This is a genomic window from Leclercia sp. M-A074-M (assembly GCF_965195605.1).
Taxonomy (GTDB): domain Bacteria; phylum Pseudomonadota; class Gammaproteobacteria; order Enterobacterales; family Enterobacteriaceae; genus Enterobacter.
In genome coordinates this window covers 585,767-611,423 of record NZ_CBDAHM010000001.1, presented here as the reverse complement: position 1 = coordinate 611,423, position 25,657 = coordinate 585,767, and the positions used below count along the sequence as shown (strand labels likewise).

Below are 25,657 nucleotides of genomic sequence, written 5' to 3'. Positions count from 1 at the left end.
TTTTTCGCGGTACTGCCCGGCGGCACCTGGTCTGCCGGGCCTACAAAAGCATGACCTAACGATTACCCTGAAGGATGGATAGAACACATGAACTTACATGAATATCAGGCAAAACAGCTGTTTGCCCGGTATGGCTTACCGGCTCCGGTGGGTTATGCCTGCAATACCCCTCGTGAAGCAGAAGAAGCCGCCTCTAAAATCGGTGCGGGTCCATGGGTAGTGAAATGTCAGGTTCACGCTGGCGGCCGCGGTAAAGCGGGCGGTGTGAAAGTCGTTAACAGTAAAGAAGAGATCCGCGCCTTTGCGGAGCACTGGCTCGGCAAACGTCTGGTGACCTACCAGACAGACGCAGCCGGCCAGCCGGTTAACCAGATCCTGGTTGAAGCGGCAACCGATATTGCTAAAGAACTCTACCTGGGCGCAGTCGTAGACCGTAGCTCCCGTCGCGTGGTGTTCATGGCCTCTACCGAAGGCGGCGTGGAGATCGAAAAAGTGGCGGAAGAGACGCCGCATCTGATCCACAAAGTCGCTATCGATCCGCTGGCAGGCCCAATGCCTTACCAGGGTCGTGAGCTGGCCTTCAAACTGGGTCTGGAAGGTAAACTGGTGCAGCAATTCACCAAGATCTTCATGGGCCTGGCAACCATCTTCCTGGAGCGCGATCTGGCGCTGATCGAAATCAACCCGCTGGTGATCACCAAGCAGGGCGATCTGATCTGCCTCGATGGCAAACTGGGCGCTGACGGCAACGCGCTGTTCCGCCAGGCTGACCTGCGCGAAATGCGCGACCAGTCTCAGGAAGATCCACGTGAAGCGCAGGCTGCACAGTGGGAGCTGAACTACGTGGCACTCGATGGCAACATCGGCTGCATGGTTAACGGTGCGGGCCTGGCAATGGGCACCATGGACATCGTTAAGCTGCACGGCGGCGAGCCGGCAAACTTCCTGGATGTGGGCGGCGGCGCAACCAAAGAGCGCGTGACCGAAGCATTCAAAATTATTCTCTCCGATGACAACGTGAAAGCCGTTCTGGTTAACATCTTCGGCGGTATCGTACGTTGCGACCTGATCGCTGACGGTATCATCGGCGCGGTAGAAGAAGTGGGCGTGAACGTCCCGGTTGTCGTTCGTCTGGAAGGTAACAACGCTGAACTCGGCGCGAAAAAACTGGCTGACAGCGGCCTGAATATTATTGCAGCGAAAAGTCTGACGGATGCAGCTCAGCAGGTTGTTGCCGCAGTGGAGGGGAAATAATGTCCGTTTTAATTAATAAAGATACCAAGGTTATCTGCCAGGGCTTCACCGGTAGCCAGGGTTCATTCCACTCTGAGCAGGCGATTGCCTACGGTACGCAGATGGTTGGCGGCGTAACGCCAGGTAAAGGCGGCACCACCCATCTGGGCCTGCCGGTGTTCAACACCGTTCGTGAAGCGGTAGAAGCGACTGGCGCAACTGCCACCGTGATCTACGTTCCGGCACCGTTCTGCAAAGACTCCATCCTGGAAGCGATCGACGCAGGCATCAAACTGATTATCACCATCACCGAAGGTATCCCGACCCTGGATATGTTGACCGTGAAGGTGAAGCTGGACGAAGCGGGCGTGCGCATGATCGGGCCAAACTGCCCGGGCGTGATCACCCCAGGCGAATGCAAAATCGGCATCATGCCGGGTCACATTCACAAGCCAGGTAAAGTGGGCATTGTCTCTCGTTCCGGTACCCTGACCTATGAAGCGGTTAAGCAGACCACCGACTACGGTTTCGGCCAGTCCACCTGCGTGGGCATCGGCGGCGACCCGATCCCGGGCTCTAACTTCATCGACATCCTGAAGCTGTTCCAGGAAGACCCGCAGACTGAAGCGATTGTGATGATCGGTGAAATCGGCGGTAGCGCAGAAGAAGAAGCGGCTGCTTACATTAAAGATCACGTGACCAAGCCAGTTGTTGGCTACATCGCGGGTGTGACCGCGCCGAAAGGCAAGCGTATGGGCCATGCAGGCGCCATCATCGCGGGCGGCAAAGGCACTGCGGATGAGAAATTCGCTGCTCTGGAAGCCGCTGGCGTGAAAACCGTGCGCAGCCTGGCTGACATCGGTGAAGCACTGAAATCCATCATTAAGTAAATCCTCTCTGCTCCCCGTGCGGGGAGCTTTGACATAATAAATGTCCGTTTCGACATGGTTGGCCATCGCAAGATGGCCTTTTTTTTGCGCGACAGTGTTTACGTGTGGAGACAGAGGCGGGTAGGGCGGATGAAAGTTAAGCAAACGGCCGTGAAAACATTTTTGGTTCGACGGGATGAAACAAATTAGCAACACATGGGTGTTAAATTATAGATTGTTAAAAGTAAAATATTTGTGATAATAATTTTTGATAAAACCCCTGCGGAAAATTACTGTGAATCATCTGACATTAGTAGTACAGGCTTATTAAAAAAATGCTTCGCTGCCTGCGTTAATTTAAATCACCTTTATTTATAATCCCCGCTTTATTTGATAACCATCAAGCGAATATTAAAACATATCATTAACATCATTTTCATTGCATTTACCACGCGTAAACACCCTTAACACGTTCAGGCATTATTGATTTTTATCAATATTTAATACCTGGAAAAGAGCGTCAAAAGGCGCTAAATTGTTCCCGATCAAATTGGTCGGAAAGTGGTAATTTTGCTAAATATTGATCGCTGTCGTAAATCGTAAAAGACTTCCATTAAAAACCTGTTTATTGTAAGGGTTTTGCAGCGTAATATATTTGCGGGATCAATTTCAGTTTTTATCAACGCATCTGTAACCTTTCATCATCGCTTTTTTCCTCCTGCGAGGATTAAGTAACGAAGAAAGGGTGCTGATAATTTTTGGGGCATGTGTGTGGATCCTTCTCTAACGGGATTCACTCTCGGAGTCTTCATGCGATGAGCAAGGAGTCATAATGTTAGACGTAGTCGAACTGTCGCGCTTACAGTTTGCCTTGACCGCGATGTACCACTTCCTGTTTGTGCCGCTGACGCTCGGTATGGCGTTCCTGTTGGCCATCATGGAAACGGTTTACGTCCTCTCCGGCAAACAGATTTATAAAGATATGACCAAGTTCTGGGGCAAGTTGTTTGGTATCAACTTTGCGCTGGGCGTGGCAACCGGCCTGACCATGGAGTTCCAGTTCGGGACTAACTGGTCTTATTATTCCCACTATGTCGGGGATATCTTCGGGGCGCCGCTGGCCATTGAAGGTCTGATGGCCTTCTTCCTCGAATCTACCTTTGTAGGTCTGTTCTTCTTTGGTTGGGATCGTCTGGGTAAAGTCCAGCATATGTGCGTAACCTGGTTGGTGGCCCTGGGCTCTAACCTGTCCGCACTGTGGATCCTGGTCGCCAACGGCTGGATGCAGAACCCTATCGCCTCTGATTTCAACTTCGAAACCATGCGTATGGAGATGGTCAGCTTCTCCGAGCTGGTGCTGAACCCGGTCGCGCAGGTGAAATTCGTTCACACTGTGGCCTCCGGCTATGTCTGCGGCGCGATGTTCGTGCTGGGCATCAGCGCCTACTACATGCTGCGTGGTCGTGACTTCGCCTTTGCTAAGCGCTCTTTCGCCATCGCGGCGAGCTTCGGTATGGCGGCTATCCTCTCCGTTATCGTGCTGGGTGATGAATCCGGTTACGAAATGGGCGACGTGCAGAAAACCAAACTGGCAGCGATCGAAGCAGAATGGGAAACCCAGCCTGCCCCGGCCGCCTTTACCCTCTTTGGTATCCCCGATCAGGATGCGCAGGAGAACCACTTTGCTATTCAGATCCCTTATGCGCTAGGCATCATTGCCACCCGCTCTGTGGATACGCCGGTTATCGGTCTGAAAGATCTGATGGTGCAGCATGAAGAGCGTATCCGTAACGGGATGAAAGCCTACTCGCTGCTGGAAGAACTGCGTTCCGGGACCAGCGATCAGTCTGTTCGCGACCAGTTTAACGACGTGAAAAAAGACCTTGGCTATGGCCTGCTGCTGAAACGCTATACCCCGAACGTCTCTGACGCGACGGAAGAGCAGATCCAGATGGCGACCAAAGACTCGATTCCGCGCGTGGCGCCGCTCTACTTCGCCTTCCGTATCATGGTGGGTTGTGGTGTGCTGATGCTGCTGATTATCGCCGCCTCCTTCTGGTCGGTCATTCGTAACCGTATCGGTGAGAAGAAATGGCTGCTGCGCACCGCATTGTATGCGATTCCGCTGCCGTGGATTGCCATTGAATCCGGCTGGTTTGTTGCGGAGTATGGCCGTCAGCCGTGGGCTATCGGTGAGGTGCTGCCAACTGCGGTGGCGAACTCCTCTCTTACCGCAGGCGATCTGATTTTCTCCATGTTGCTGATTTGCGGCCTCTACACTCTGTTCCTGGTGGCTGAACTGTTCCTGATGTTCAAGTTTGCGCGCCTTGGCCCAAGCAGCCTGAAAACCGGTCGCTACCATTATGAGCAGTCCACCGTTGCTTCTCAGCCTCACTACGAGCAGTCCACCGTGACTACTCAGCCGGCACGGTAAGACAGGAGTCATCAAATGATCGATTATGAAGTATTGCGTTTTATCTGGTGGCTGCTGGTCGGGATCTTACTGATTGGTTTTGCGGTCACTGACGGTTTCGACATGGGGGTGGGCATGCTCACCCGCTTCCTCGGTCGTAATGATACCGAGCGTCGAATTATGATTAACTCCATCGCCCCGCACTGGGACGGTAACCAGGTGTGGCTCATCACCGCAGGCGGCGCACTGTTCGCTGCCTGGCCGATGGTCTACGCGGCTGCGTTCTCCGGCTTCTATGTGGCGATGATTCTGGTGCTGGCATCCTTGTTCTTCCGTCCGGTCGGTTTTGATTACCGCTCGAAGATTGAAGACACCCGCTGGCGTAACCTGTGGGACTGGGGCATCTTCATCGGTAGCTTCGTGCCGCCGCTGGTCATCGGCGTGGCGTTCGGCAACCTGCTGCAGGGCGTGCCGTTCCACCTTGATGAATATATGCGCCTCTACTACACCGGTAACTTCTTCCAGCTGCTGAATCCGTTTGGTCTGCTGGCAGGGGTCGTCAGCGTGGCGATGATCATCACCCAGGGGGCAACCTACCTGCAGATGCGTACCGTGGGCGAGCTGCACCTGCGCTCCCGTGCCGTCTCGCAGATGGCGGCTCTGGTGACGCTGGTTGGCTTTGCGCTGGCAGGTCTATGGGTGATGTTTGGTATCGACGGTTATGTTGTGACCACTGCGATTGACCATACCGCGCCGTCGAACCCGCTGACCAAAGAGGTGGCTCGCGAGGCTGGCGCCTGGCTGGTGAACTTCAATAACACACCGATCCTGTGGGCGATTCCGGTACTGGGCGTCGCGCTGCCGGTGCTGACCATCCTGACCTCCCGCGCGGAGAAAGGGGCACTGGCGTTTGTCTTCTCTTCACTGACGCTGGCGTGCATCATCCTGACAGCCGGTATCGCGATGTTCCCGTTCGTGATGCCATCCAGCACGATGATGAATGCAAGCCTGACGATGTGGGATGCAACCTCCAGCCAGATGACCCTTAATCTGATGACGTTTGTGGCTGCCGTGTTCGTACCGATTATTCTGGCTTACACCGCCTGGTGTTACTGGAAAATGTTCGGTCGTATCACGAAAGAACATATCGAAAGCAACACCCACTCTCTGTATTAAGGAAGGAGCTGAATATGTGGTATTTCGCATGGATTTTAGGAACGCTTCTGGCCTGTGCATTTGGTGTGATTACCGCACTGGCGCTTGAGCACGTTGAAGCGACCAAAGCCGGTGAAGAAAAACACTGATGATCACGTATCTCTACGCGATCATGGATAAGCGCCCGTTAAGGGCGCTTTCCTTAGTGATGGCCTTACTGCTGGCGGGCTGTATTTTCTGGGATCCGTCACGCTTCGCGGCGAAAACCAGCGAGCTTGAGATCTGGCACGGTTTTCTTATTATGTGGGCGGTATGTGCAGGCGTAATCCACGGGGTGGGATTTCGTCCGAAAGCCGTACACTGGCAGGGCATTTTTTGCCCGCTGATTGCTGATATGATCCTGCTGTTGGGCCTGTTTTTCTTTTTCAACTGAATAAGAACTATCCGTTAATATTATGGGCTTACCCGGGCCCATAAAAATTTACTCTCTGTTTACTTTCCCCCATTCCAAACCACCATTCCCGCGCGTATAGTAGCGAAGTTTAAAAGCTCTAACCTTTTTTGCATTACCGGGATGTAAAGTGAATACAACGCTATTTCGATGGCCGGTTCGGGTCTACTATGAAGACACGGATGCCGGTGGTGTGGTTTACCACGCCAGCTACGTTGCCTTTTATGAACGAGCACGCACTGAAATGCTGCGCCATCATCACTTTAGCCAGCAGGTTCTGTTGGCGGAGCGAGTTGCCTTCGTGGTACGCAAGATGACGCTGGAGTATTTTGCGCCTGCCAGACTCGACGATATGCTCGAAGTCCAAACAGAAATAACATCAATGCGCGGAACCTCACTGGTTTTCACGCAGCGGATCGTCAATGCAGAGAACACGGTACTGAACGAAGCTGAAGTCCTGATTGTCTGTGTTGATCCACTCATCATGAAGCCTCGTGCGCTTCCTAAGTCTATTGTCGCGGAGTTTAAGCAGTGACTGACATGAATATCCTTGATTTGTTCCTGAAGGCAAGCCTTCTGGTTAAACTTATCATGTTGATTTTGATTGGTTTTTCAATCGCATCCTGGGCCATCATCATTCAGAGAACCCGTATCCTCAATGCGGCAGGCCGCGAAGCGGAAGCCTTTGAAGACAAGTTCTGGTCTGGTATCGAACTTTCCCGTTTGTATCAGGAGAGCCAGGGCCGTCGTGAAAACCTCTCCGGCTCCGAGCAAATCTTCTATAGCGGATTTAAAGAGTTCGCCCGTTTGCACCGCGCGAACAATCATGCGCCGGAAGCGGTAGTGGAGGGAGCATCCCGTGCGATGCGCATCTCCATGAACCGTGAACTGGAAACGCTGGAAACGCATATTCCTTTCCTGGGTACCGTGGGTTCCATCAGCCCCTATATCGGTCTGTTTGGTACGGTATGGGGGATCATGCACGCCTTTATCGCCCTGGGTGCGGTAAAACAGGCGACGCTGCAAATGGTTGCACCAGGTATCGCTGAAGCGCTGATCGCGACTGCTATTGGTCTGTTCGCGGCGATTCCAGCGGTTATGGCGTATAACCGTCTGAACCAGCGCGTGAACAAACTGGAACTGAACTACGACAACTTCATGGAAGAGTTCACTGCGATTCTGCACCGCCAGGCGTTTACCAGCACCGAGAGCAACAAGGGGTAAACCATGGCCAGACAGCGTGGACGGGGTCGTCGCGAACTGAAGTCCGAAATCAACATTGTACCGCTGCTGGACGTGCTGCTGGTGCTGCTGCTGATCTTTATGGCGACAGCACCCATCATCACCCAGAGCGTGGAGGTTGATCTGCCGGATGCGACAGAATCTCAGGCTGTAAGTACCAATGACGATCCGCCGGTAATCATTGAGGTATCCGGAGTAGGGCAGTACAGCGTGGTGGTGGAAAAAGATCGTATGGATCAGCTGCCGCCGGAGCAGGTCATTGCGGAAGCGCAACGACGCCTGCAGTCCAATCCGAAAACGGTCTTCTTAATCGGTGGCGCGAAAGACGTGCCTTACGATGAAATAATTAAAGCGCTGAACCTGTTGCATAGCGCGGGCGTTAAGTCAGTCGGCTTGATGACGCAGCCTATTTGATTATCTGCGTACACAACAGAGTTTTTGGGAACCCATAGTGTCAAAGGCAACCGAACAAAACGATAAGCTTAAACGGGCGATAATTATCTCGGCGGTGCTGCATGTGATTCTTTTTGCAGGACTGATCTGGAGTTCGTTCGATGAGCATCTGGATGCCGCTGCCGGAGGTGGTGGAGGTTCTTCCATCGATGCCGTCATGGTCGATCCCGGCGCGGTCGTTCAGAACTATAACCGTCAGCAACAGCAGCAGGCGAGTGCAAAACGTGCTGAAGAGCAGCGTGAAAAGCAGGCGCAACAGCAGGCGGAGGAGCTGCGTGAAAAGCAGGCCGCCGAGCAGGAACGTCTGAAGCAGCTTGAGAAAGAACGTTTGCAGGCGCAGGAAGCAGCGAAAGAGCAGGCGGAGCAGCAAAAACAGGCTGAAGCCGCCGCGAAAAAAGCGCAGGAGCAGCAGAAGCAGGCGGAAGAGGCGGCAGCCAAAGCCGCAGCGGAAGCGAAAGCGAAGGCAGATGCTCAGGCAAAAGAAGCTGCTGAAGCCGCCGCAGCCGCAGCGAAAAAAGCTGCAGCCGATGCCCAGAAACAGGCTGAAGCCGAAGCCGCAAAAGCAGCGGCTGACGCGAAGAAAAAGGCAGAAGCGGAAGCGGCTAAGAAAGCCGCTGCCGACGCACAGAAAAAAGCCGAAGCAGAAGCCGCTAAACAAGCCGCCCAGGAAGCCGAGAAAAAAGCGGCTGCCGAAGCAGCGAAGAAAGCGGCTGCTGCGGAAAAAGCCGCGGCCGCTGAAAAGGCTGCTGCTGAAAAAGCCGCAGCCGAGAAGAAAGCGGCTGCCGCAGAAAAAGCCGCAGCCGATAAGAAAGCCGCAGCCGAAAAAGCGGCTGCAGAAAAGAAAGCGGCTGCCGATAAAGCTGCTGCTGACAAAGCTGCCGCCGCGAAAGCCGCTGCCGCCAAGAAAGCCGCAGCAGAAAAAGCGGCCGCATCGGATGTCGACGATCTGTTCGGTGATTTAAGCTCAGGTAAGAATGCGCCGAAATCGGGTGGTGCAAAAGGTAACGGCCAACCAGCAAAAGATAGTGGAACAAGCGGGGCGAATGGTGGTGCGTCAGGCGCTGATATTAGTGCTTATGCTTCGCAGATTCGTAATGCAATTCAGAGCCGTCTATATGGCGCTGATCTGTATGCCGGTAAATCCTGTGTGCTACATATTAAGCTGGCGCCAGATGGCCTGCTGCTGGATGTCACTGAAGAGGGCGGTGATCCTGCCTTATGTCAGGCTGCGCTGACGGCTGCAAAAACTGCCAGAATTCCTAAACCGCCTAGCCAGGCTGTTTATGAAAAAGTAAAAGATGCCAAACTTGATTTCAAACTGTAGCGTTTTTCCCGCTAAAGTTGGCAAAACAGTCTACGTTTGAGGCTGTGGATTGGTAGTTTTGTTTATTTGGGTTTGTTAACATTCTGCTAAATTATGCGGGTAAGGTTACCCGGATATGGGAGATATGATGAAGCAGGCATTACGTGTTGCAATGAGTTTCTTAATGCTGTGGGCAGCGGTGCTGCACGCAGAAGTGCGTATCGAGATCACCCAGGGGGTGGATTCGGCACGTCCAATTGGTGTGGTTCCGTTCCAGTGGAAAGGGCCAGGCGCTGCGCCGGAAGATGTGGGCGGCATTGTTGCCGCTGACCTGCGCAACAGCGGTAAATTCAACCCATTAGACCGTTCTCGTCTGCCACAGCAGCCGGGCACAGCCGCAGAGTTGCAGCCAGCAGCATGGTCTGCACTGGGTATCGACGCGGTGGTGGTGGGTCAGGTGACCCCTAACCCGGACGGCGGTTACACCGTGGCCTATCAGCTGGTGGATACCGGTGGCGCACCGGGTACCGTGCTGGCGCAGAACAGCTACAAAGTGAACAAGCAGTGGCTGCGTTATGCGGGCCATACGGCAAGTGATGAAGTGTTTGAGAAGCTGACCAGCATCAAAGGCGCTTTCCGCACCCGTATCGCTTACGTTGTACAGACCAACGGCGGTCAGTTCCCGTATGAGCTGCGCGTCTCTGACTACGATGGCTACAACCAGTTCACCGTTCACCGTTCACCACAGCCGCTGATGTCTCCGGCCTGGTCGCCGGATGGTTCTAAGCTGGCCTACGTGACCTTCGAAAGCGGTCGTTCGGCGCTGGTTATCCAGACGTTATCTAACGGCGCGGTACGTCAGGTTGCCTCTTTCCCACGTCACAACGGCGCACCAGCATTCTCGCCTGACGGTTCTAAACTGGCGTTTGCCCTGTCTAAAACCGGTAGCCTGAACCTGTACGTGATGGATATCGCCTCCGGCCAGATCCGTCAGGTAACTGATGGTCGCAGCAACAACACCGAACCAACCTGGTTCCCGGACAGCCAGAACCTGGCCTTTACCTCTGACCAGGCGGGTCGTCCACAGGTCTATAAAGTTAATATTAATGGCGGTGCACCGCAGCGTATCACCTGGGAAGGTTCTCAGAACCAGGACGCCGACGTGAGCGCTGATGGTAAGTTTATGGTAATGGTCAGCTCGGCCGGTGGTCAGCAGCACATTGCTAAACAAGATCTGGGCGGGGGCGGCGTACAAGTTCTGTCGTCGACTTTCCTGGATGAAACGCCAAGTCTGGCACCTAACGGCACTATGGTTATCTACAGCTCTTCTCAGGGGATGGGATCCGTGCTGAATCTGGTTTCTACCGATGGGCGTTTCAAAGCGCGTATTCCGGCAACTGATGGACAGGTAAAATCACCTGCCTGGTCGCCGTACCTGTAATAATAATTAATTGAATAATATAGGAATCATAGAAATGCAACTGAACAAAGTGCTGAAAGGGCTGATGATCGCTCTGCCTGTTATGGCAATCGCAGCGTGTTCTTCTAACAAGAACGCCAGCAACGACCAGAGCGGCGAAGGCATGATGGGTGCCGGCACCGGTATGGACGCAAACGGCAACGGCAATATGTCTTCTGAAGAGCAGGCGCGTCTTCAGATGCAACAGCTGCAGCAGAACAACATTGTTTACTTCGATCTGGACAAGTTCGACATCCGTTCTGACTTCGCTGCGATGCTGGATGCGCACGCTAACTTCCTGCGTAGCAACCCGTCTTACAAAGTCACCGTAGAAGGTCACGCGGACGAACGTGGTACTCCTGAGTACAACATCTCTCTGGGTGAGCGTCGTGCTAACGCCGTTAAAATGTACCTGCAGGGTAAAGGCGTTTCTGCTGACCAGATCTCCATCGTTTCTTACGGTAAAGAAAAACCTGCAGTACTGGGCCACGACGAAGCGGCTTACTCCAAAAACCGTCGTGCCGTACTGGTTTACTAAGAGAATTGCATGAGCAGTAACTTCAGACATCATCTGTTGAGTCTGTCGTTACTGGTTGGTATAGCGGCCCCCTGGGCCGCTTTTGCTCAGGCACCAATCAGTAGTGTCGGCTCAGGCTCGGTAGAAGACCGGGTCACCCAACTCGAGCGTATTTCTAATGCTCACAGCCAGCTTTTAACCCAACTTCAGCAGCAGCTCTCTGACAACCAAACCGATATTGACTCACTGCGCGGACAGATCCAGGAAAGCCAGTATCAGCTCAATCAGGTTGTGGAGCGTCAGAAGCAGATCCTGTTGCAGATTGATAACCTGAATAATGGCGGCGCAGCAGCGCAACCGGCAGCAGGGGATCAGGGTGCTGCGGCAACGCCTCAGGCTGACACATCAGCCTCGACCGCTGCGCCTGTGCAGAGCGGTGATGCGAATACTGATTACAATGCGGCAATTGCCCTGGTGCAGGATAACTCGCGCCAGGACGAGGCGATGGCGGCGTTTCAGAACTTCGTGAAGAAATACCCGGATTCGACTTATCAGCCAAACGCAAATTACTGGCTGGGACAGTTGAATTACAACAAGGGTAAAAAAGACGATGCGGCATTCTATTTCGCCTCTGTCGTTAAAAATTACCCGAAATCACCGAAAGCTCCTGACGCGATGTATAAGGTCGGTGTGATCATGCAGGACAAAGGCGACACCGCAAAAGCGAAAGCCGTTTTCCAGCAGGTAGTCACAAAGTTCCCGGGCACCGAAGGGGCAAAACAAGCGCAAAAACGCCTTGCTGCGATGGGATGATTGCCGCATGACCAGAAATCGCTTTATTTCTGGTCTTGCCGCATAATTCGTAAGCAGTTAAGTGATATTCATCAAAATTTTAGTTGCGCAGAATTCTTAAATCAGTAATATATGCCGCCGTTGCCAAGGGATATCAAACACCCCAGAAGCAGCCGAAATAGTGGGTCGTTAGCTCAGTTGGTAGAGCAGTTGACTTTTAATCAATTGGTCGCAGGTTCGAATCCTGCACGACCCACCACTACTTAAGTAGAAAGCAGTAGGTTAGCGTGAAGGATAACGTTGCGTCAGCAACGGCCCGTAGGGCGAGGCGAAGCCGAGTCATCCTGCACGACCCACCACTAACTTAGTAGTAAGTAGTATCCAGCGTAGTATCGGGTGATTAGCTCAGCTGGGAGAGCACCTCCCTTACAAGGAGGGGGTCGGCGGTTCGATCCCGTCATCACCCACCACTCGGGTCGTTAGCTCAGTTGGTAGAGCAGTTGACTTTTAATCAATTGGTCGCAGGTTCGAATCCTGCACGACCCACCAATTTTACTTTCTGACTCAGAGAGTAAACGTGAAGGATAACGTTGCATCAGCAACGGCCCGAAGGGCGAGGCGAAGCCGAGTCATCCTGCACGACCCACCAATGTAAAAAGGCGCCCTAAAGGCGCCTTTTTGCTATCTGTTATTCCAGAATCCAAAATGCGAGGGTTTACGTAGGTCGGGTAAGCGAAGCGCCACCCGACAAATGCTGCCCGCACGCTTTTGGTGTGACTTTCTCTCTCAGATTCGCTATCTTGTTTAGTATATAAAACACAATTGCCATTACTTTGGTTTCCGCCAAAAAATAACGGCAAACTTGTTAAGCCAGTAAAACGAGAAGCCAAAATGAGTGTGATGTTTGATCCAGAAGCCGCTATCTATCCTTTCCCACCAAAGCCTGCCCCGCTGAGCCTGGACGAAAAGCAGTTTTACCGTGAGAAAATTAAGCGTCTGCTCAAAGAGCGTGATGCGGTTATGGTGGCCCATTACTATACCGATCCTGAAATTCAGCAGCTTGCAGAAGAGACGGGCGGTTGTATCTCGGACTCGCTGGAGATGGCGCGCTTTGGTGCTAAGCATCCTGCTTCGACGTTGCTGGTGGCCGGGGTGCGTTTTATGGGCGAGACGGCCAAAATCCTCAGCCCGGAAAAAACGATCCTGATGCCGACCCTGAATGCGGAGTGCTCGCTCGATCTGGGCTGTCCGATCGACGAGTTTACCGCCTTCTGTGATGCCCACCCTGACAGAACGGTCGTCGTCTACGCCAACACCTCTGCCGCGGTTAAAGCACGTGCCGACTGGGTGGTCACCTCCAGTATCGCCGTTGAACTGATTGAGCATCTCGACAGCCTGGGCGAGAAGATTATCTGGGCACCGGACAGACATCTTGGCAATTACGTCCAGAAACAGACCGGAGCGGATATTCTCTGCTGGCAGGGCGCCTGTATCGTCCATGATGAATTCAAAACGCAGGCGCTGGCGCGCATGAAGGGGCTCTACCCGGATGCGGCCATTCTGGTTCACCCGGAATCCCCGCAGGCGATCGTTGATATGGCGGATGCCGTCGGCTCAACCAGCCAGCTGATCGCTGCCGCGAAGACGCTGCCGCATCGCCAGTTGATTGTGGCGACCGATCGCGGCATCTTCTACAAAATGCAGCAGGCGGTGCCAGAGAAAGAGCTGCTGGAAGCACCGACCGCAGGCGAGGGGGCAACCTGTCGCAGCTGCGCGCACTGTCCGTGGATGGCCATGAACGGGCTCAAAGCGATTGCAGACGGTCTGGAGACGGGCGGAGCCGCCCATGAAATCCATGTTGATGCCGCGCTGCGAGAGGGGGCGTTAATTCCGCTTAACCGAATGCTGGATTTTGCGGCTACACTACGTCCTTAAACCACGTAAACGTAACGCTCAGGGGAAAAGATGGATTTTTTTAGCACGCAAAACATTCTGGTACATATACCGATTGGCGCTGGCGGCTATGACTTGTCATGGATTGAAGCGGTCGGGACAATTGCAGGTCTGCTCTGTATCTGGCTTGCCAGTCTGGAGAAGATCGTCAACTACGCGTTTGGCCTGGTGAACGTCACCCTGTTCGCCATTATCTTCTTCCAGATCCAGCTGTATGCCAGCCTGCTGCTGCAGCTGTTCTTCTTTGGGGCCAATATCTACGGCTGGTACGCCTGGTCCCGGCAGAACAGCCAGCAGGAGGCGGAACTGCAGATCCGCTGGCTACCGTTGCCGAAGGCCATGGGCTGGCTGGCTGCCTGCGTGGTAGCCATTGGCCTGATGACGGTCTATATCGACCCGGTGTTCGCTTTCCTGACCCGCGTAGCGGTCTCGGTGATGAATACCCTGGGGCTGAACGTCACCATGCCGGAGCTGCAGCCTGACGCCTTCCCGTTCTGGGATTCATGCATGATGGTTCTGTCGATTGCCGCCATGATCCTGATGACCCGTAAATATGTCGAAAACTGGCTGCTGTGGGTGATCATCAACGTGATAAGCGTGGCGATCTTTGCCCTGCAGGGCGTCTACGCCATGTCGCTGGAGTATATGATCCTCACCTTCATCGCCCTGAACGGCAGCAGGATGTGGATTAACAGCGCGCGTGAACGGGGTTCACACGCGCTGGCACGTTAATGGTGGTGATGATGGGCGTGACCGGACGGGATCTCGTTGAGGTGGCAGTCCGGTCCGTTACAGGGGGTGTATTCCATCTGAATGGTGCTGTGCGCAATGGCGTAATGGTGCTCCAGAAAGTGCTGAATACGCCCCAGTAACGCATCATGATCGTGAGGCGGGATAACCTGAACATGCAGGGTCATCAGCGGTTTTTCTCCCACCATCCAGACGTGTACATGATGCACATCGCGCACTTCAGGAAGGGAGCGCGTTAAGTTGCGCTTCAGCGCCGGGATATCCAGCGTCGCCGGCGCCCCTTCCAGCAGCTCATTGACGCTCTCCTGTAGAAGCCGCCAGGCACTGCGTAACACCAGGCACGAGACTAGAATCGACAATATCGGGTCGATGGGCGTCCAGCCGGTCCAGAGGATCACCAGCGCCGCAACGATGGCTCCCACCGATCCCAGAAGATCCCCCAGCACATGCAGCGCCGCTGCTCGCACGTTGAGATTCTTTTCTCCACTGCCGCGATGCAAAATCCAGAACGCCAGGATATTGGCGATAAGCCCGGCAACGGCTACCACCATCATGGTGACACCCGCGACAGGCTGCGGATGGCGGAAACGCTGGAAGGCTTCCCAGACGATTAAAATCGTGATCAAGACCAGCGCGATGGCGTTGACGAAGGCGGCGAGGGTAGTGAGACGTAGCCAGCCAAAGGTGCGTCCGTGGCTAGGCGGGCGCCGGGCGAATATCACCGCCAGTAGCGCAAACAGCAGCGCAGCGGCGTCCGTGAACATATGACCCGCATCGGCCAGCAGCGCCAGCGATCCAGAAACCAACCCGCCGATCACCTCAATGATCATAAAGGTGGCGGTGACGCCGAACGCCAGCGTTAAGCGTTTAGCATTTTCATCCTGTGAAGAAGGGGCGTGCGAGTGGGAGTGCGCCATGAATACTGTCCCGGTAAATTATTATTTTAAGTGTAGAGTTTTTAACATTTTGCACAAAAAATAAAGGAGAGCCGTAGCTCTCCTTCATCATAACCGCATTACCGTCAATTACTGAGTAGTGCCGTCAGTCTTTTGTTCTTGTGGGGTTCTTTCGGTATCAACTTTGCCGGATTGATCCGGACATTTACCGTCTTTACACATCGAATTCCTGTGCTGATCATCCTTGGACATGCCGTCGTTACTCATCTTACTTGGGTCGTCATTACCCATGACGGAATTAGTGCCGCCAGTGGTTGAACTGTTGCCGGTACCATTGGTCACCCCGGTGCCGCTGGAGTTCGTTCCATCTGGATTGAGCATGGAACCCGTGCCAGTCCCCGTACCCGTACCTGTTGTGCCTGTACCTGTTGTGCCGGTGGTGCCGGTTGTACCAGAACCGGTGTTAATCTGGCTGTTGCCGGTGTTATTTGGAGCAATATTCTGGCGTGCGTCAGGCGCAACGGCCCCTGCATCAGCGGCGGCATTCGCCTGGCCATTATTGGTGTTAGAGCCGGCGGCGCTATCAGCAGCCAGTGCCGCACCGCTCGCCATCGTGAGCGAAGCTGTCAGGAAAAGGGTTGCGAGTTTAGTCATTTTCATCATGCTGCTCCTGTTCTGGTCGTTATGTTCTGGATAACTTCTTTCCACAGTGCATATGCGAAATCGATATACTGCTCAGTGGTTAAAGATGCCATGATCCCTACTTAGGTCAGTATGGAATCGCGATAAAATTTATAAATGCAGTGCATACAGTTAAAAAGTTTAGGGTGTATCTCGTTTTTCGCTACTTTGTTGCGTTTTTTAAGCGAATTCCAGGATTTATCTGTGCGTAGTGTAAAAGTGAGTTTACACTTACTGACTGACAAGATAGATTGGAGGGATTGCATTCATTTATAAAAGTATGGCAACGCTGGAACGAACATGAATTATCAGAATGACGATTTACGCATTAAAGAGATCAACGAGTTATTACCCCCTGTAGCGCTCCTTGAGAAGTTTCCCGCCACCGAAAACGCCGCCAATACCGTTTCTCATGCCCGTAAAGCGATCCATAAGATCCTGAAAGGTAATGACGATCGTCTTCTGGTGGTTATCGGTCCATGTTCCATTCACGATCCTGCGGCGGCAAAAGAGTATGCGGCGCGACTGCTGACCCTGCGCGAAGCGCTGAAGGATGAGCTGGAAATCGTCATGCGCGTCTACTTTGAAAAGCCACGCACCACCGTAGGCTGGAAAGGGCTGATTAACGATCCGCATATGGATGGCAGCTTCCAGATCAACGACGGTCTGCGCATCGCCCGTAAGCTGCTGCTGGACATCAACGACAGCGGTCTGCCTGCGGCGGGTGAGTTCCTCGATATGATCACCCCACAATATCTCGCAGACCTGATGAGCTGGGGCGCCATTGGCGCGCGTACCACCGAGTCTCAGGTTCACCGCGAGCTGGCGTCAGGGCTCTCCTGCCCGGTTGGTTTTAAAAACGGCACCGATGGCACCATCAAAGTGGCGATTGACGCCATTAACGCTGCCGGGGCGCCGCACTGCTTCCTCTCCGTCACCAAGTGGGGTCACTCCGCGATTGTGAACACCAGCGGGAACGGCGACTGCCATATCATTCTGCGCGGCGGCAAAGAGCCTAACTACAGCGCGGCGCACGTCGCCGAAGTGAAGGCGGGCCTGGAAAAAGCCGGTCTGGCGGCGCAGGTGATGATCGACTTCAGCCATGCCAACTCCAGCAAGCAGTTCAAAAAGCAGATGGATGTGGGCACCGATGTCTGCCAGCAGATTGCCGGCGGTGAAAAGGCGATTATCGGGGTGATGATTGAAAGCCACCTGGTGGAAGGCAATCAGAATCTGGAAGGCAGCGAGCCGCTGGTCTACGGTAAGAGCGTCACCGATGCCTGCATTGGCTGGGACGATACCGAAACGGTACTGCGCCAGCTGGCGAATGCGGTGAAAGCCCGTCGCGGCTAAAAAAATGCCGGATTCGCATCCGGCATTCAGAACGCAGAGCCCGGTCATCGCGACCGGGCTTTTTTATTACTTGGCTTTACCCTGGTTCGCAACGGCCGCCGCTTTAGCCGCGATTTCGTCAGCGTTACCCAGATAGTAGTGCTTGATTGGTTTGAAGTTTTCGTCGAACTCGTACACCAGCGGCACGCCGGTCGGGATGTTCAGCTCGAGGATCTCGTCTTCACCCATGTTGTCCAGGTATTTCACCAGCGCGCGCAGGGAGTTACCGTGCGCAGCGATGATCACGCGCTCACCGCTTTTCAGGCGTGGCAGAATGGTTTCGTTCCAGTAAGGAACAACGCGATCGATGGTCAGCGCCAGGCTTTCGGTAGTTGGCAGCTCAGCGTCAGTCAGGGATGCGTAACGCGGATCGTGGCCTGGGTAACGCTCGTCATCTTTGGTCAGCTCTGGTGGGGTGACCGCGAAGCCGCGACGCCACTGTTTAACCTGCTCGTCACCGTATTTCTCTGCGGTTTCGGCTTTGTTCAGACCCTGCAGCGCACCGTAGTGACGCTCGTTCAGCTTCCAGGACTTCTCAACCGGCAGCCAGGCCTGATCCAGTTCGTCCAGTACGTTCCACAGGGTATGGATGGCACGTTTCAGCACGGAGGTATAAGCAAAATCGAAGCTGAAGCCTTCGTCTTTTAGCAGTTTGCCCGCTGCTTTCGCTTCGCCAACACCTTTTTCGGACAGGTCAACATCATACCAACCGGTAAAGCGGTTTTCGTTGTTCCACTGGCTTTCGCCATGACGTACCAGAACCAGCTTAGTTACAGCCATATTTTACTCCTCCAGAACAAGCATTATTTGAATGATAACAATTCTCATTATATTGCTGCGGCTGAGCCGCGGGCAACGCTTAACCCTAACCATAGCGAAAATAGTGTCGCAGTGTAAGATGCTTGTGAATGAGGGGTTGTGATTTTGTCGGTGACTGGCGCTATTTTCAGCAAGATGGATAAAAAAAGCCCTCCGGCAGGAGGGCTGGTTTTTATTGCGCAATAAAGTGATATTCGGTAACGCTGATGTACTCTTCGCCCGGGCGCAGTATGCAGTCAGGCTGCGGCCATTCCCCATGATTCGGGCTATCGGGTAAGAACTCGCTCTCCAGCGCCAGACCCTGCCAGGCCCGGTATTCTCCATCTTCGCGCGCCGGGGTACCCTCGAGGAAGTTACCAGAATAGAATTGCAGGGCAGGGGCGGTGGTATAGACCGTCATCTGCAGCTTTTCATCGGCAGACCAGAGATGCGCCGCGGGCTGGCTCAGATCGCCCTGGGCATCAAGCAGGAAAGCATGATCGTAACCGTTCACCTTGCGCTGGTGGTCATCCGCCAGGAAATCCTGGGCGATAGCTTTGGTAGTGCGGAAATCAAAGCTGGTACCCGCCACCGCTTTTAATCCTTCATGGGGAATCCCCATTTCATCGACCGGCAGATAGCGCTGGGCCAGCAGTTGCAGACTGTGGTTACGCACGTCGCTGCAGTCGCCGTCGAGGTTGAAGTAAGCGTGGTTGGTCAGATTGACCGGGCAAGGTTTATCCACGGTGGCGCGGTAGGTAATGGCGATCCGGTTGTCCTCCGTTAAGCGATAATGGACGCTCGTCGAACAGTTGCCAGGGTAGCCCTGGTCGCCATCCGGGGAGTCGAGGGCCAACAGCGCTTCGCCATCGTTCTGCTGCACAATGCGCCAGCGGCGCTTGTCAAATCCATCCGGGCCGCCGTGGAGCTGGTTTTCGCCCTGGCTTGGCAGCAGGTCATAGCGCACGCCGTCCAGTTCAAAGCGGCTTTTGGCGATACGGTTGGCATAACGGCCTACCGAGGCGCCCAGGAAGGCCGTTTGCTCCACATACTGCTCAGGTGACGCACAGCCGAGCAGGGTTTCGCGGACGCTGCCGTCGGTCATCGGGACGCGGGCGGAGAGCAGCGTCGCACCCCAGTCCATCAGCGTGACGACCATCCCTGCTTCGTTGCGCAGGGTGATCAGGCGATACGGCAGGCCGTCAGGGGCGAGAACAGGTGTTTCGTTTAGCACTGGCCAGCTCCTTGTGATGCATTACAAACATAGAAAGTCTCTTTGATACCGGTTTTGGCTTCATACTGTTGTTCCACGGCTTGCTGAACAACCGGCACCAGTTCCTCCGGTACCAGCGCCACCACGCAGCCGCCGAAGCCGCCGCCGGTCATACGCACGCCGCCTTGATCGCCAATGGCGGATTTCACAATCTCAACCAGGGTGTCGATCTGTGGAACGGTGATTTCGAAGTCATCGCGCATGGAAGCATGCGACTCGGCCATCAGCTCACCCATCCGTTGCAGATCGCCTTTCTCCAGCGCAGCCGCTGCTTCTACGGTACGGGCGTTTTCGGTCAGGACGTGACGAACGCGTTTTGCCACTACCGGGTCCAGCTCGTGGGCCACTTTATTGAACTCGGTGAGCGAGACATCACGCAGCGCAGACTGCTGGAAGAAGCGCGCGCCGGTTTCACACTGCTCACGGCGGGTGTTGTACTCGCTGCCCACCAGGGTGCGTTTGAAATTACTGTTGATGATGATCACCGCCGCGCCTTTCGGCAGGCTGACCGCTTTGGTGCCCAGCGAGCGGCAGTCGATCAGTAACGCGTGGCCTTTTTTGCCCAGCGCCGAGATCAGCTGATCCATGATGCCGCAGTTACAGCCGACGAACTGGTTCTCTGCTTCCTGGCCGTTAAGGGCGATCTGCGCACCGTCCAGCGGCAGGTGATAAAGCTGCTGGAAGACGGTGCCGACAGCCACTTCCAGCGAGGCAGAGGAGCTCAGGCCCGCACCTTGTGGGACGTTGCCGCTGATCACCAGATCTGCGCCGCCAAACTCCTTGTTACGTTTTTGCAGATGCTTCACCACGCCGCGGACGTAGTTAGACCACTGCTGGCTGTCATGGGCAACAATCGGCTCATCCAGCGAAAATTCATCGATCTGGTTGTCATAATCCGCAGCCATCACGCGCACCTTGCGGTCGTCGCGTTTTGCGCAGCTGATCACCGTCTGGTAATCAATGGCGCAGGGCAGGACGAAACCGTCGTTGTAGTCGGTATGTTCGCCGATGAGGTTAACGCGGCCTGGCGCCTGGATTGCGTGAGTGGCGGGATAACCAAATTTTTCAGCAAACAGGGCGTGGGTTTTATCTTTCAGACTCATTGTTATTCTCCGGATTCGCGAAAATGGACATCACTCACTGCACGCAGACGCTCTGCGGCCTGCTCCGCCGTCAGGTCACGCTGGGTTTCTGCCAGCATCTCATAGCCGACCATAAACTTACGTACGGTGGCGGAGCGCAGCAGCGGCGGATAGAAGTGGGCGTGCAGCTGCCAGTGTTGATTCTCTTCGCCATTAAACGGTGCGCCGTGCCAGCCCATGGAATAGGGGAAGGAGCACTGGAACAGATTGTCATAGCGGCTGGTCAGTTTTTTCAGCGCCAGCGCCAGATCGCTGCGCTGGGCGTCGCTCAGATCGGTTAACCGCAGAACGTGGGCTTTCGGCAGCAGCAGGGTCTCGAATGGCCATGCCGCCCAGTATGGCACCACCGCTAACCAGTGTTCGGTTTCCACGACGGTGCGGCTGCCATCAGCCAGCTCGCGCTGGACATAGTCCAGCAGCATGGACGACTGCTGCTCAGCGTAATAGGCTTTTTGCAGGCGATCTTCCCGCTCCACTTCGTTAGGCATAAAGCTGTTGGCCCACACCTGGCCGTGGGGATGGGGATTCGAGCAGCCCATCGCCGCGCCTTTGTTCTCGAAGACCTGCACCCAGGGATAGGTTTGTCCCAGTTCGGCGGTCTGTTCCTGCCAGGTTTTCACCACTTCGGTCAGCGCTTCTACGCTCAGCTCCGGCAGGGTTTTGCTGTGATCCGGCGAGAAACAGATTACCCGGCTGGTGCCGCGCGCGCTTTCGCAGCGCAGCAGCGGATCGTCACTCTGCGGGGCGTCCGGCGTGTCGGTCATCAGGGCGGCAAAGTCATTGGTAAAGACGAAGGTGCCTTTGTAGTCCGGGTTGATATCGCCGGTGACGCGAGTATTTCCCGGACAGAGGAAGCAGTCCGGATCGTGCTGGGGCAGTGTCTCGCTGGACGGTGTCTCCTGCGCGCCCTGCCAGGGGCGTTTGGCGCGATGCGGAGAGACCAGGATCCACTGCCCGGTTAATGGATTAAAACGACGATGCGGGTGATCGACGGGGTTAAATTGGGTCATGACAGGTCCTTAGTCCGGATAGCCTTGTGGGTGGCGAGACTGCCAGCGCCAGGTATCCTGTGCCATTTCGTCAAGCGTGCGGGAGACACGCCAGTTAAGTTCTTTATCCGCCTTCGAGGCATCGGCCCAGTAGGCAGGCAGATCGCCGTCGCGACGCGGGGCGAAGTGGTAGCTCACCGGTTTGCCGCAGGCGGCGCTGAAGGCATTCACCACATCCAGCACGCTGCTGCCGACGCCCGCACCGAGGTTGTAAATGTGAACGCCCGGTTTATTGGCCAGCTGCTGCATGGCGGCGACGTGGCCGTCGGCGAGATCCATCACGTGAATGTAGTCGCGAACGCCGGTGCCGTCCGGGGTAGGGTAGTCGTTGCCGAAGACCGCCAGCGAGTCACGACGGCCTACCGCAACCTGGGCAATATAGGGCATCAGGTTGTTAGGAATGCCCTGCGGATCTTCACCCATGTCGCCGGATGGGTGCGCGCCCACCGGGTTGAAATAACGCAGCAGGGCGATGCTCCACTCCGGCTGTACTTTTTGCAGGTCGGTCAGGATCTGTTCCACCATCAGCTTGCTCTTGCCGTACGGGCTTTGCGGCGTACCGGTCGGGAAGCTTTCAACATAAGGGATTTGCGGCTGGTCGCCGTAGACGGTGGCGGAAGAACTGAAGATCAAGTTTTTGACGCCCGCCGCGCGCATGGCAGAGACCAGGCGCAGCGTGCCGTTGACGTTGTTGTCGTAATATTCCAGCGGCTTCGCCACGGATTCGCCCACCGCTTTCAGGCCAGCAAAGTGAATCACCGTATCAATGGCGTGATCGTGCAGGATCTCAGTCATCAGCGCTTCGTTACGAATATCGCCTTCAACAAAAGCAGGCTGTTTACCGGCCAGGCGCTCCATAACCGGCAGCACGCTGCGTTTACTGTTGCACAGGTTATCAAGGATGATGACGTCATGGCCATTTTGCAGCAGTTGCACACAGGTATGACTTCCTATGTAACCGCTACCACCTGTTACCAGAACTCGCATATTTCGCTCCATTAGGCTTATGGTATGAGATAATCCTAGCATAACAGAGAGCAGGAAAGTGTGACATGGGATAAAATAGTGGAATCGTTTACACTGCACAAAACGCAGCTGCTCTCCGGCTAAAAAAGGATTGTAGATCAAAGCGCTTGGGGTGGGATGTTGCAGGTTGTCCGAAAAAGAGCGGGGGCGTGGCCCCCGTCAGGATGTCAGATGCGGCCAACCTGGTAGCGATAGCCGTCGCCGTTGGCGACAAATTCCAGGCGGTGGGTGATACAGGCGGGCGCGTCTTCGGCATGGTGAGAAACAAACAGTAGCTGCGTTTCACCTTCGCTAATCAGGACATCAACAAAACGGCGAATAAGCTGGCGGTTCAGGGGATCCAGCCCCTGTAGCGGCTCGTCGAGGATCAGCAGCGTCGGGTGTTTCACCAGCGCGCGCACGATGAGTGCCAGCCGCTGCTGGCCCCACGACAGGCTGCTGAACGGGGCATCCGCAACCCGGTTATCCATCCCCAGAATATCCAGCCACTGCTGCGCCAGCTTGTGCTGCCGGTCAGACACCGCCTGATAAATCCCGATGGAGTCGAAATAACCGGACAGGATGACGTTGCGCACCGTGGTACTGACGCGGTAATCGAGGTGCAGGCTGCTGCTGACGTAGCCAATATGTTTTTTGATATCCCAGATGGTTTCGCCGCTGCCGCGACGGCGGCCAAAGAGGGTGAGATCGTTGCTGTAGCCCTGGGGGTGATCCCCGGTAATGAGGCTAAGCAGGGTCGATTTCCCGGCGCCATTAGGGCCGACAATCTGCCAGTGCTCGCCGGGATTTACCGTCCAGCTTAACTGGTTGAGGATCGGACGATCGTTATAGGAGACCACGCCGTTATTCAGCACAATCCGCGCCTCGCCCTCCGGCAAACCGTGACGCGCAGATGGCGCATCCGGTTCGGGCAGGGTAATGCCGTTCAGTTTTTCACTGTGCGCCAGTTGGGCAATCAGCGCCTGCTTCAGCAGAGCCGCTTTTTCGCCCACCGCCGTCAGGATGCAGTCGGCCAGCACCCCCGCGTGCTGGACAAAATCGGGGATCTCGTCAAAACGGTTCAGGACCAGCACCAGGGTATAGCCCTGCTGATTAAGCGAGGCCAGCAGATCCGCCAGCTGGCTGCGGGATTGCACGTCGAGGCCGTCAAAAGGTTCATCCAGGATCAGCAGGTCGGGGTCGGCCATCAGGGCCTGGCACAGCAGTGTTTTGCGGGTTTCACCGGTAGAAAGATACTTGAAACGTCTCTCCAGCAGGTAAGTGATGCCGAACTGTTCCGCCAGCTGGCGGCAACGGACGTCGTCTTTCATCTCGTCCTGAATGATTTCAGCGGCCGTTCGGCCAGTATCATCTTCATCGGGGCTGAGCATATCGGTGTTGTTACGCTGCCACTCGTCGCTGACCAGTTTCTGCAGTTGCTCGAAGGAGAGGCGGGTCACGCGGGTGAAACTGCTCTGGCGTTCGCCCTTCAGCAGCGTCAGCTCGCCAGCCAGGGCGCGGGCGAGGGCAGATTTACCGCTGCCGTTACTGCCCACAAAAGCCCAGCTTTCACCACCATTCAACGTAAAATCAGCGAGGGTGAGCGTGCGCGTGTCGCTAAGACGAAACGTGCCTTGCGAAATTTGCAATGATGACATGATTTATCCCATTTTTTGCAGCAATAAGCATCAGGGATAACCCACTGTCGGCACACATGTCAATGCGCTTAGCACAACGTGGCGATAATCACCCGGTCGGCATTAAAATATGCGGTCGCCTCAGCACCTTCTTCTAAATCCTGGCTCTGGGCCGCAGGCACGGTGGCGCAGAGCGTCTGGCCGTCGGGCAGGGTCATCAGCACTTCACACTGCTCGTCGCCACGGTCGATATGGTTGATAACTCCCTGTAGCTGGTTATCCGCCTGTTTTGCCGTTTCCCTGTCCAGCGTGATGTTGACCCATGGCGCTTTCAGCAGCACCAGCACCTCTTTGCCCTCATCCAGCCCCAGCCGCTTGCCGCTCTGGGCCGTAATGGCAACTTTCAGGCGGGTGGTGCCGTCGGCGAGTAAAATATCGACATGCTGCTGGACCTGGTCATCATCGCGGGCGGTGACCGTGCCAAACCATTGGTTGCGGGCGCTGGTTTGCAAAGAGAAACGCGAGATGGCGCCGAGCAGGCTGTCCAGCGGCAGGGCGTCGTCATCGCTTAAAACATCAAAGGCCTTTTGCTGGATCTGCGCCAGCAGGTCATAGAGCTGGATCAGCCGCTGCCCGTAGCGCGTCAGGATGGCACCGCCGCCGCCTTTGCCGCCGGTGGCGCGATCGACCAGGGTCTGTTCGCTCAGCGTGTTCATCTCGTTGATAGCATCCCACGCGCTTTTATAGCTAATTCCGGCGTTTTTTGCCCCCTGGCTGATGGAGCCGGTTTGCTCAATTTGCTTGAGCAGGGCAATGCGGCGGGGATCGGCGAATAGTTTTTGCGAAAGACGTAGGGTGAGGAGAATTTCGGCCTGCATAACAATGTCCTGGCAAAAAGGTTATTGTGACGTAATTCGTTTCGGGCGCAAACAGTACCGCACAAAAGGGGATGTAATTCTCGCTTTTCCGGTTAGAATAAGGCAATTCACATTGTCTGGAGAAAGCCATGTTAGAGTTGCTGAAAAGTCTGGTATTCGCCGTGATCATGGTACCAGTGGTGATGGCTATCATCCTCGGTGCCATCTACGGCCTGGGTGAGGTGTTCAACATCTTTTCCAATGTCGGCCACAGAAAACAGCCGAAAAAACAGCATTAATTCCCTTTTAAAACGCCCGGTTCCGCCGGGCGTTTTGC

At 54.9% G+C, this 25,657-nt stretch carries 26 protein-coding genes and 3 tRNA genes; 20 read left to right on the top strand and 9 right to left on the bottom strand.

The window, feature by feature from the left end; translation table 11 throughout:
* Nucleotides 1–87 precede the first annotated feature (87 nt).
* The 18 genes from sucC to pnuC all read left to right on the top strand — a co-directional run bounded on the left by sucC (nt 88) and on the right by pnuC (nt 14,572).
* Entirely contained in the window at nt 88–1,254 is a 1,167-nt protein-coding gene (sucC, locus tag ACOKCT_RS03035) for an ADP-forming succinate--CoA ligase subunit beta (protein ID WP_103178722.1), read from the top strand.
* On the top strand, nt 1,254–2,123 hold the full coding sequence (sucD, locus tag ACOKCT_RS03030) for a succinate--CoA ligase subunit alpha (RefSeq protein WP_032617085.1): 870 nt from the start codon (nt 1,254–1,256) through the stop codon (nt 2,121–2,123). The genes sucC and sucD overlap by 1 nt, the downstream gene beginning before the upstream one ends.
* A gap of 811 nt (nt 2,124–2,934) precedes the next feature.
* Entirely contained in the window at nt 2,935–4,536 is a 1,602-nt protein-coding gene (gene cydA, locus ACOKCT_RS03025; RefSeq protein ID WP_103178724.1) for a cytochrome ubiquinol oxidase subunit I, read from the top strand.
* Nucleotides 4,537–4,551: 15 nt separating this feature from the next.
* Nucleotides 4,552–5,691 carry a cytochrome d ubiquinol oxidase subunit II gene (gene cydB, locus ACOKCT_RS03020; protein WP_214421738.1) on the top strand — a complete coding sequence of 380 codons (1,140 nt, stop codon included), beginning with the start codon at nt 4,552–4,554 and terminating at the stop codon, nt 5,689–5,691.
* A gap of 14 nt (nt 5,692–5,705) precedes the next feature.
* Nucleotides 5,706–5,819 (top strand): cytochrome bd-I oxidase subunit CydX, encoded by a 114-nt coding sequence (cydX, locus tag ACOKCT_RS03015; RefSeq protein WP_003858598.1) that lies wholly within the window; start codon nt 5,706–5,708, stop codon nt 5,817–5,819.
* Nucleotides 5,819–6,103, top strand: a complete 285-nt coding sequence (gene ybgE, locus ACOKCT_RS03010; protein ID WP_420193141.1) for a cyd operon protein YbgE — start codon at nt 5,819–5,821, stop codon at nt 6,101–6,103. The genes cydX and ybgE overlap by 1 nt, the downstream gene beginning before the upstream one ends.
* 148 nt (nt 6,104–6,251) lie before the next feature.
* Nucleotides 6,252–6,656 (top strand): tol-pal system-associated acyl-CoA thioesterase, encoded by a 405-nt coding sequence (gene ybgC / locus ACOKCT_RS03005; protein ID WP_032617092.1) that lies wholly within the window; start codon nt 6,252–6,254, stop codon nt 6,654–6,656.
* Nucleotides 6,653–7,345, top strand: a complete 693-nt coding sequence (gene tolQ / locus ACOKCT_RS03000; RefSeq protein WP_072036639.1) for a Tol-Pal system protein TolQ — start codon at nt 6,653–6,655, stop codon at nt 7,343–7,345. The genes ybgC and tolQ overlap by 4 nt, the downstream gene beginning before the upstream one ends.
* A 3-nt stretch (nt 7,346–7,348) precedes the next feature.
* A complete protein-coding gene (tolR, locus tag ACOKCT_RS02995; RefSeq protein ID WP_039029343.1) occupies nt 7,349–7,777 on the top strand; it encodes a colicin uptake protein TolR in 429 nt (142 codons plus the stop codon).
* A 37-nt stretch (nt 7,778–7,814) separates the two neighbouring features.
* On the top strand, nt 7,815–9,140 hold the full coding sequence (gene tolA / locus ACOKCT_RS02990) for a cell envelope integrity protein TolA (RefSeq protein WP_103178727.1): 1,326 nt from the start codon (nt 7,815–7,817) through the stop codon (nt 9,138–9,140).
* Between the two features lie 127 nt (nt 9,141–9,267).
* Nucleotides 9,268–10,560 carry a Tol-Pal system beta propeller repeat protein TolB gene (gene tolB / locus ACOKCT_RS02985; protein ID WP_103178728.1) on the top strand — a complete coding sequence of 431 codons (1,293 nt, stop codon included), beginning with the start codon at nt 9,268–9,270 and terminating at the stop codon, nt 10,558–10,560.
* 34 nt (nt 10,561–10,594) lie between these two features.
* On the top strand, nt 10,595–11,116 hold the full coding sequence (gene pal, locus ACOKCT_RS02980; protein WP_032617096.1) for a peptidoglycan-associated lipoprotein Pal: 522 nt from the start codon (nt 10,595–10,597) through the stop codon (nt 11,114–11,116).
* A gap of 9 nt (nt 11,117–11,125) precedes the next feature.
* Nucleotides 11,126–11,908 carry a cell division protein CpoB gene (gene cpoB / locus ACOKCT_RS02975; RefSeq protein WP_103178730.1) on the top strand — a complete coding sequence of 261 codons (783 nt, stop codon included), beginning with the start codon at nt 11,126–11,128 and terminating at the stop codon, nt 11,906–11,908.
* Nucleotides 11,909–12,070: 162 nt separating this feature from the next.
* Nucleotides 12,071–12,146 (top strand) — tRNA-Lys (locus tag ACOKCT_RS02970).
* A gap of 135 nt (nt 12,147–12,281) precedes the next feature.
* Nucleotides 12,282–12,357: transfer RNA gene (locus ACOKCT_RS02965), tRNA-Val, on the top strand.
* A 3-nt stretch (nt 12,358–12,360) separates the two neighbouring features.
* Nucleotides 12,361–12,436 (top strand) — tRNA-Lys (locus tag ACOKCT_RS02960).
* Between the two features lie 342 nt (nt 12,437–12,778).
* Nucleotides 12,779–13,822, top strand: a complete 1,044-nt coding sequence (gene nadA / locus ACOKCT_RS02955; protein ID WP_156654111.1) for a quinolinate synthase NadA — start codon at nt 12,779–12,781, stop codon at nt 13,820–13,822.
* A gap of 30 nt (nt 13,823–13,852) precedes the next feature.
* The gene (gene pnuC / locus ACOKCT_RS02950) at nt 13,853–14,572 is read left to right on the top strand and encodes a nicotinamide riboside transporter PnuC (protein ID WP_103178732.1); all 720 of its coding nucleotides are present in this window, start codon (nt 13,853–13,855) and stop codon (nt 14,570–14,572) included.
* Here the strand turns inward: pnuC and zitB are convergent.
* Nucleotides 14,569–15,507, bottom strand: a complete 939-nt coding sequence (gene zitB, locus ACOKCT_RS02945; protein ID WP_103178733.1) for a CDF family zinc transporter ZitB — start codon at nt 15,505–15,507, stop codon at nt 14,569–14,571. The genes pnuC and zitB overlap by 4 nt on opposite strands.
* A 108-nt stretch (nt 15,508–15,615) precedes the next feature.
* Complete coding sequence (locus tag ACOKCT_RS02940; protein WP_168192045.1) at nt 15,616–16,146, bottom strand: protein YbgS; 531 nt, start codon at nt 16,144–16,146, stop codon at nt 15,616–15,618.
* 321 nt (nt 16,147–16,467) lie between these two features.
* On the opposite strand from ACOKCT_RS02940, the gene aroG reads away from it, so the two are divergent.
* Nucleotides 16,468–17,520 (top strand): 3-deoxy-7-phosphoheptulonate synthase AroG, encoded by a 1,053-nt coding sequence (gene aroG / locus ACOKCT_RS02935; RefSeq protein WP_103178735.1) that lies wholly within the window; start codon nt 16,468–16,470, stop codon nt 17,518–17,520.
* A 66-nt stretch (nt 17,521–17,586) separates the two neighbouring features.
* Here aroG and gpmA read toward each other — a convergent pair whose 3' ends face one another.
* The 7 genes from gpmA to modE form a co-directional block, all read right to left on the bottom strand.
* A complete protein-coding gene (gene gpmA, locus ACOKCT_RS02930) occupies nt 17,587–18,339 on the bottom strand; it encodes a 2,3-diphosphoglycerate-dependent phosphoglycerate mutase (protein ID WP_103178736.1) in 753 nt (250 codons plus the stop codon).
* A gap of 211 nt (nt 18,340–18,550) precedes the next feature.
* Nucleotides 18,551–19,591, bottom strand: coding sequence for a galactose-1-epimerase (gene galM, locus ACOKCT_RS02925; protein WP_420193140.1), 1,041 nt, complete (start codon nt 19,589–19,591; stop codon nt 18,551–18,553).
* Nucleotides 19,585–20,733 (bottom strand): galactokinase, encoded by a 1,149-nt coding sequence (gene galK, locus ACOKCT_RS02920; RefSeq protein ID WP_114387637.1) that lies wholly within the window; start codon nt 20,731–20,733, stop codon nt 19,585–19,587. Before galK ends, galM begins: the two co-directional genes overlap by 7 nt.
* 2 nt (nt 20,734–20,735) lie before the next feature.
* Nucleotides 20,736–21,782 (bottom strand): galactose-1-phosphate uridylyltransferase, encoded by a 1,047-nt coding sequence (galT, locus tag ACOKCT_RS02915; RefSeq protein ID WP_103178739.1) that lies wholly within the window; start codon nt 21,780–21,782, stop codon nt 20,736–20,738.
* A 9-nt stretch (nt 21,783–21,791) separates the two neighbouring features.
* Nucleotides 21,792–22,808, bottom strand: coding sequence for a UDP-glucose 4-epimerase GalE (gene galE / locus ACOKCT_RS02910; protein WP_420193139.1), 1,017 nt, complete (start codon nt 22,806–22,808; stop codon nt 21,792–21,794).
* Between the two features lie 206 nt (nt 22,809–23,014).
* Nucleotides 23,015–24,484, bottom strand: coding sequence for a molybdate ABC transporter ATP-binding protein ModF (gene modF, locus ACOKCT_RS02905; protein ID WP_420193138.1), 1,470 nt, complete (start codon nt 24,482–24,484; stop codon nt 23,015–23,017).
* 68 nt (nt 24,485–24,552) lie between these two features.
* Nucleotides 24,553–25,341 carry a molybdenum-dependent transcriptional regulator gene (gene modE, locus ACOKCT_RS02900; protein WP_156654114.1) on the bottom strand — a complete coding sequence of 263 codons (789 nt, stop codon included), beginning with the start codon at nt 25,339–25,341 and terminating at the stop codon, nt 24,553–24,555.
* A gap of 128 nt (nt 25,342–25,469) precedes the next feature.
* Between modE and ACOKCT_RS02895 the strand changes: the two genes are divergently transcribed.
* Nucleotides 25,470–25,619, top strand: a complete 150-nt coding sequence (locus tag ACOKCT_RS02895; protein WP_103178743.1) for an AcrZ family multidrug efflux pump-associated protein — start codon at nt 25,470–25,472, stop codon at nt 25,617–25,619.
* Nucleotides 25,620–25,657 lie beyond the last annotated feature (38 nt).

Coding starts and splice junctions, on each gene's coding strand:
- sucC (WP_103178722.1), top strand. CDS start 88: ATGAACTTACATGAATATCAGGCAAAACAGCTGTTTGCCCGGTATGGC.
- sucD (WP_032617085.1), top strand. CDS start 1,254: ATGTCCGTTTTAATTAATAAAGATACCAAGGTTATCTGCCAGGGCTTC.
- cydA (WP_103178724.1), top strand. CDS start 2,935: ATGTTAGACGTAGTCGAACTGTCGCGCTTACAGTTTGCCTTGACCGCG.
- cydB (WP_214421738.1), top strand. CDS start 4,552: ATGATCGATTATGAAGTATTGCGTTTTATCTGGTGGCTGCTGGTCGGG.
- cydX (WP_003858598.1), top strand. CDS start 5,706: ATGTGGTATTTCGCATGGATTTTAGGAACGCTTCTGGCCTGTGCATTT.
- ybgE (WP_420193141.1), top strand. CDS start 5,819: ATGATCACGTATCTCTACGCGATCATGGATAAGCGCCCGTTAAGGGCG.
- tolR (WP_039029343.1), top strand. CDS start 7,349: ATGGCCAGACAGCGTGGACGGGGTCGTCGCGAACTGAAGTCCGAAATC.
- tolB (WP_103178728.1), top strand. CDS start 9,268: ATGAAGCAGGCATTACGTGTTGCAATGAGTTTCTTAATGCTGTGGGCA.
- pal (WP_032617096.1), top strand. CDS start 10,595: ATGCAACTGAACAAAGTGCTGAAAGGGCTGATGATCGCTCTGCCTGTT.
- cpoB (WP_103178730.1), top strand. CDS start 11,126: ATGAGCAGTAACTTCAGACATCATCTGTTGAGTCTGTCGTTACTGGTT.
- nadA (WP_156654111.1), top strand. CDS start 12,779: ATGAGTGTGATGTTTGATCCAGAAGCCGCTATCTATCCTTTCCCACCA.
- pnuC (WP_103178732.1), top strand. CDS start 13,853: ATGGATTTTTTTAGCACGCAAAACATTCTGGTACATATACCGATTGGC.
- zitB (WP_103178733.1), bottom strand. CDS start 15,507: ATGGCGCACTCCCACTCGCACGCCCCTTCTTCACAGGATGAAAATGCT.
- ACOKCT_RS02940 (WP_168192045.1), bottom strand. CDS start 16,146: ATGAAAATGACTAAACTCGCAACCCTTTTCCTGACAGCTTCGCTCACG.
- aroG (WP_103178735.1), top strand. CDS start 16,468: ATGAATTATCAGAATGACGATTTACGCATTAAAGAGATCAACGAGTTA.
- gpmA (WP_103178736.1), bottom strand. CDS start 18,339: ATGGCTGTAACTAAGCTGGTTCTGGTACGTCATGGCGAAAGCCAGTGG.
- galK (WP_114387637.1), bottom strand. CDS start 20,733: ATGAGTCTGAAAGATAAAACCCACGCCCTGTTTGCTGAAAAATTTGGT.
- galT (WP_103178739.1), bottom strand. CDS start 21,782: ATGACCCAATTTAACCCCGTCGATCACCCGCATCGTCGTTTTAATCCA.
- galE (WP_420193139.1), bottom strand. CDS start 22,808: ATGCGAGTTCTGGTAACAGGTGGTAGCGGTTACATAGGAAGTCATACC.
- modF (WP_420193138.1), bottom strand. CDS start 24,484: ATGTCATCATTGCAAATTTCGCAAGGCACGTTTCGTCTTAGCGACACG.
- modE (WP_156654114.1), bottom strand. CDS start 25,341: ATGCAGGCCGAAATTCTCCTCACCCTACGTCTTTCGCAAAAACTATTC.
- ACOKCT_RS02895 (WP_103178743.1), top strand. CDS start 25,470: ATGTTAGAGTTGCTGAAAAGTCTGGTATTCGCCGTGATCATGGTACCA.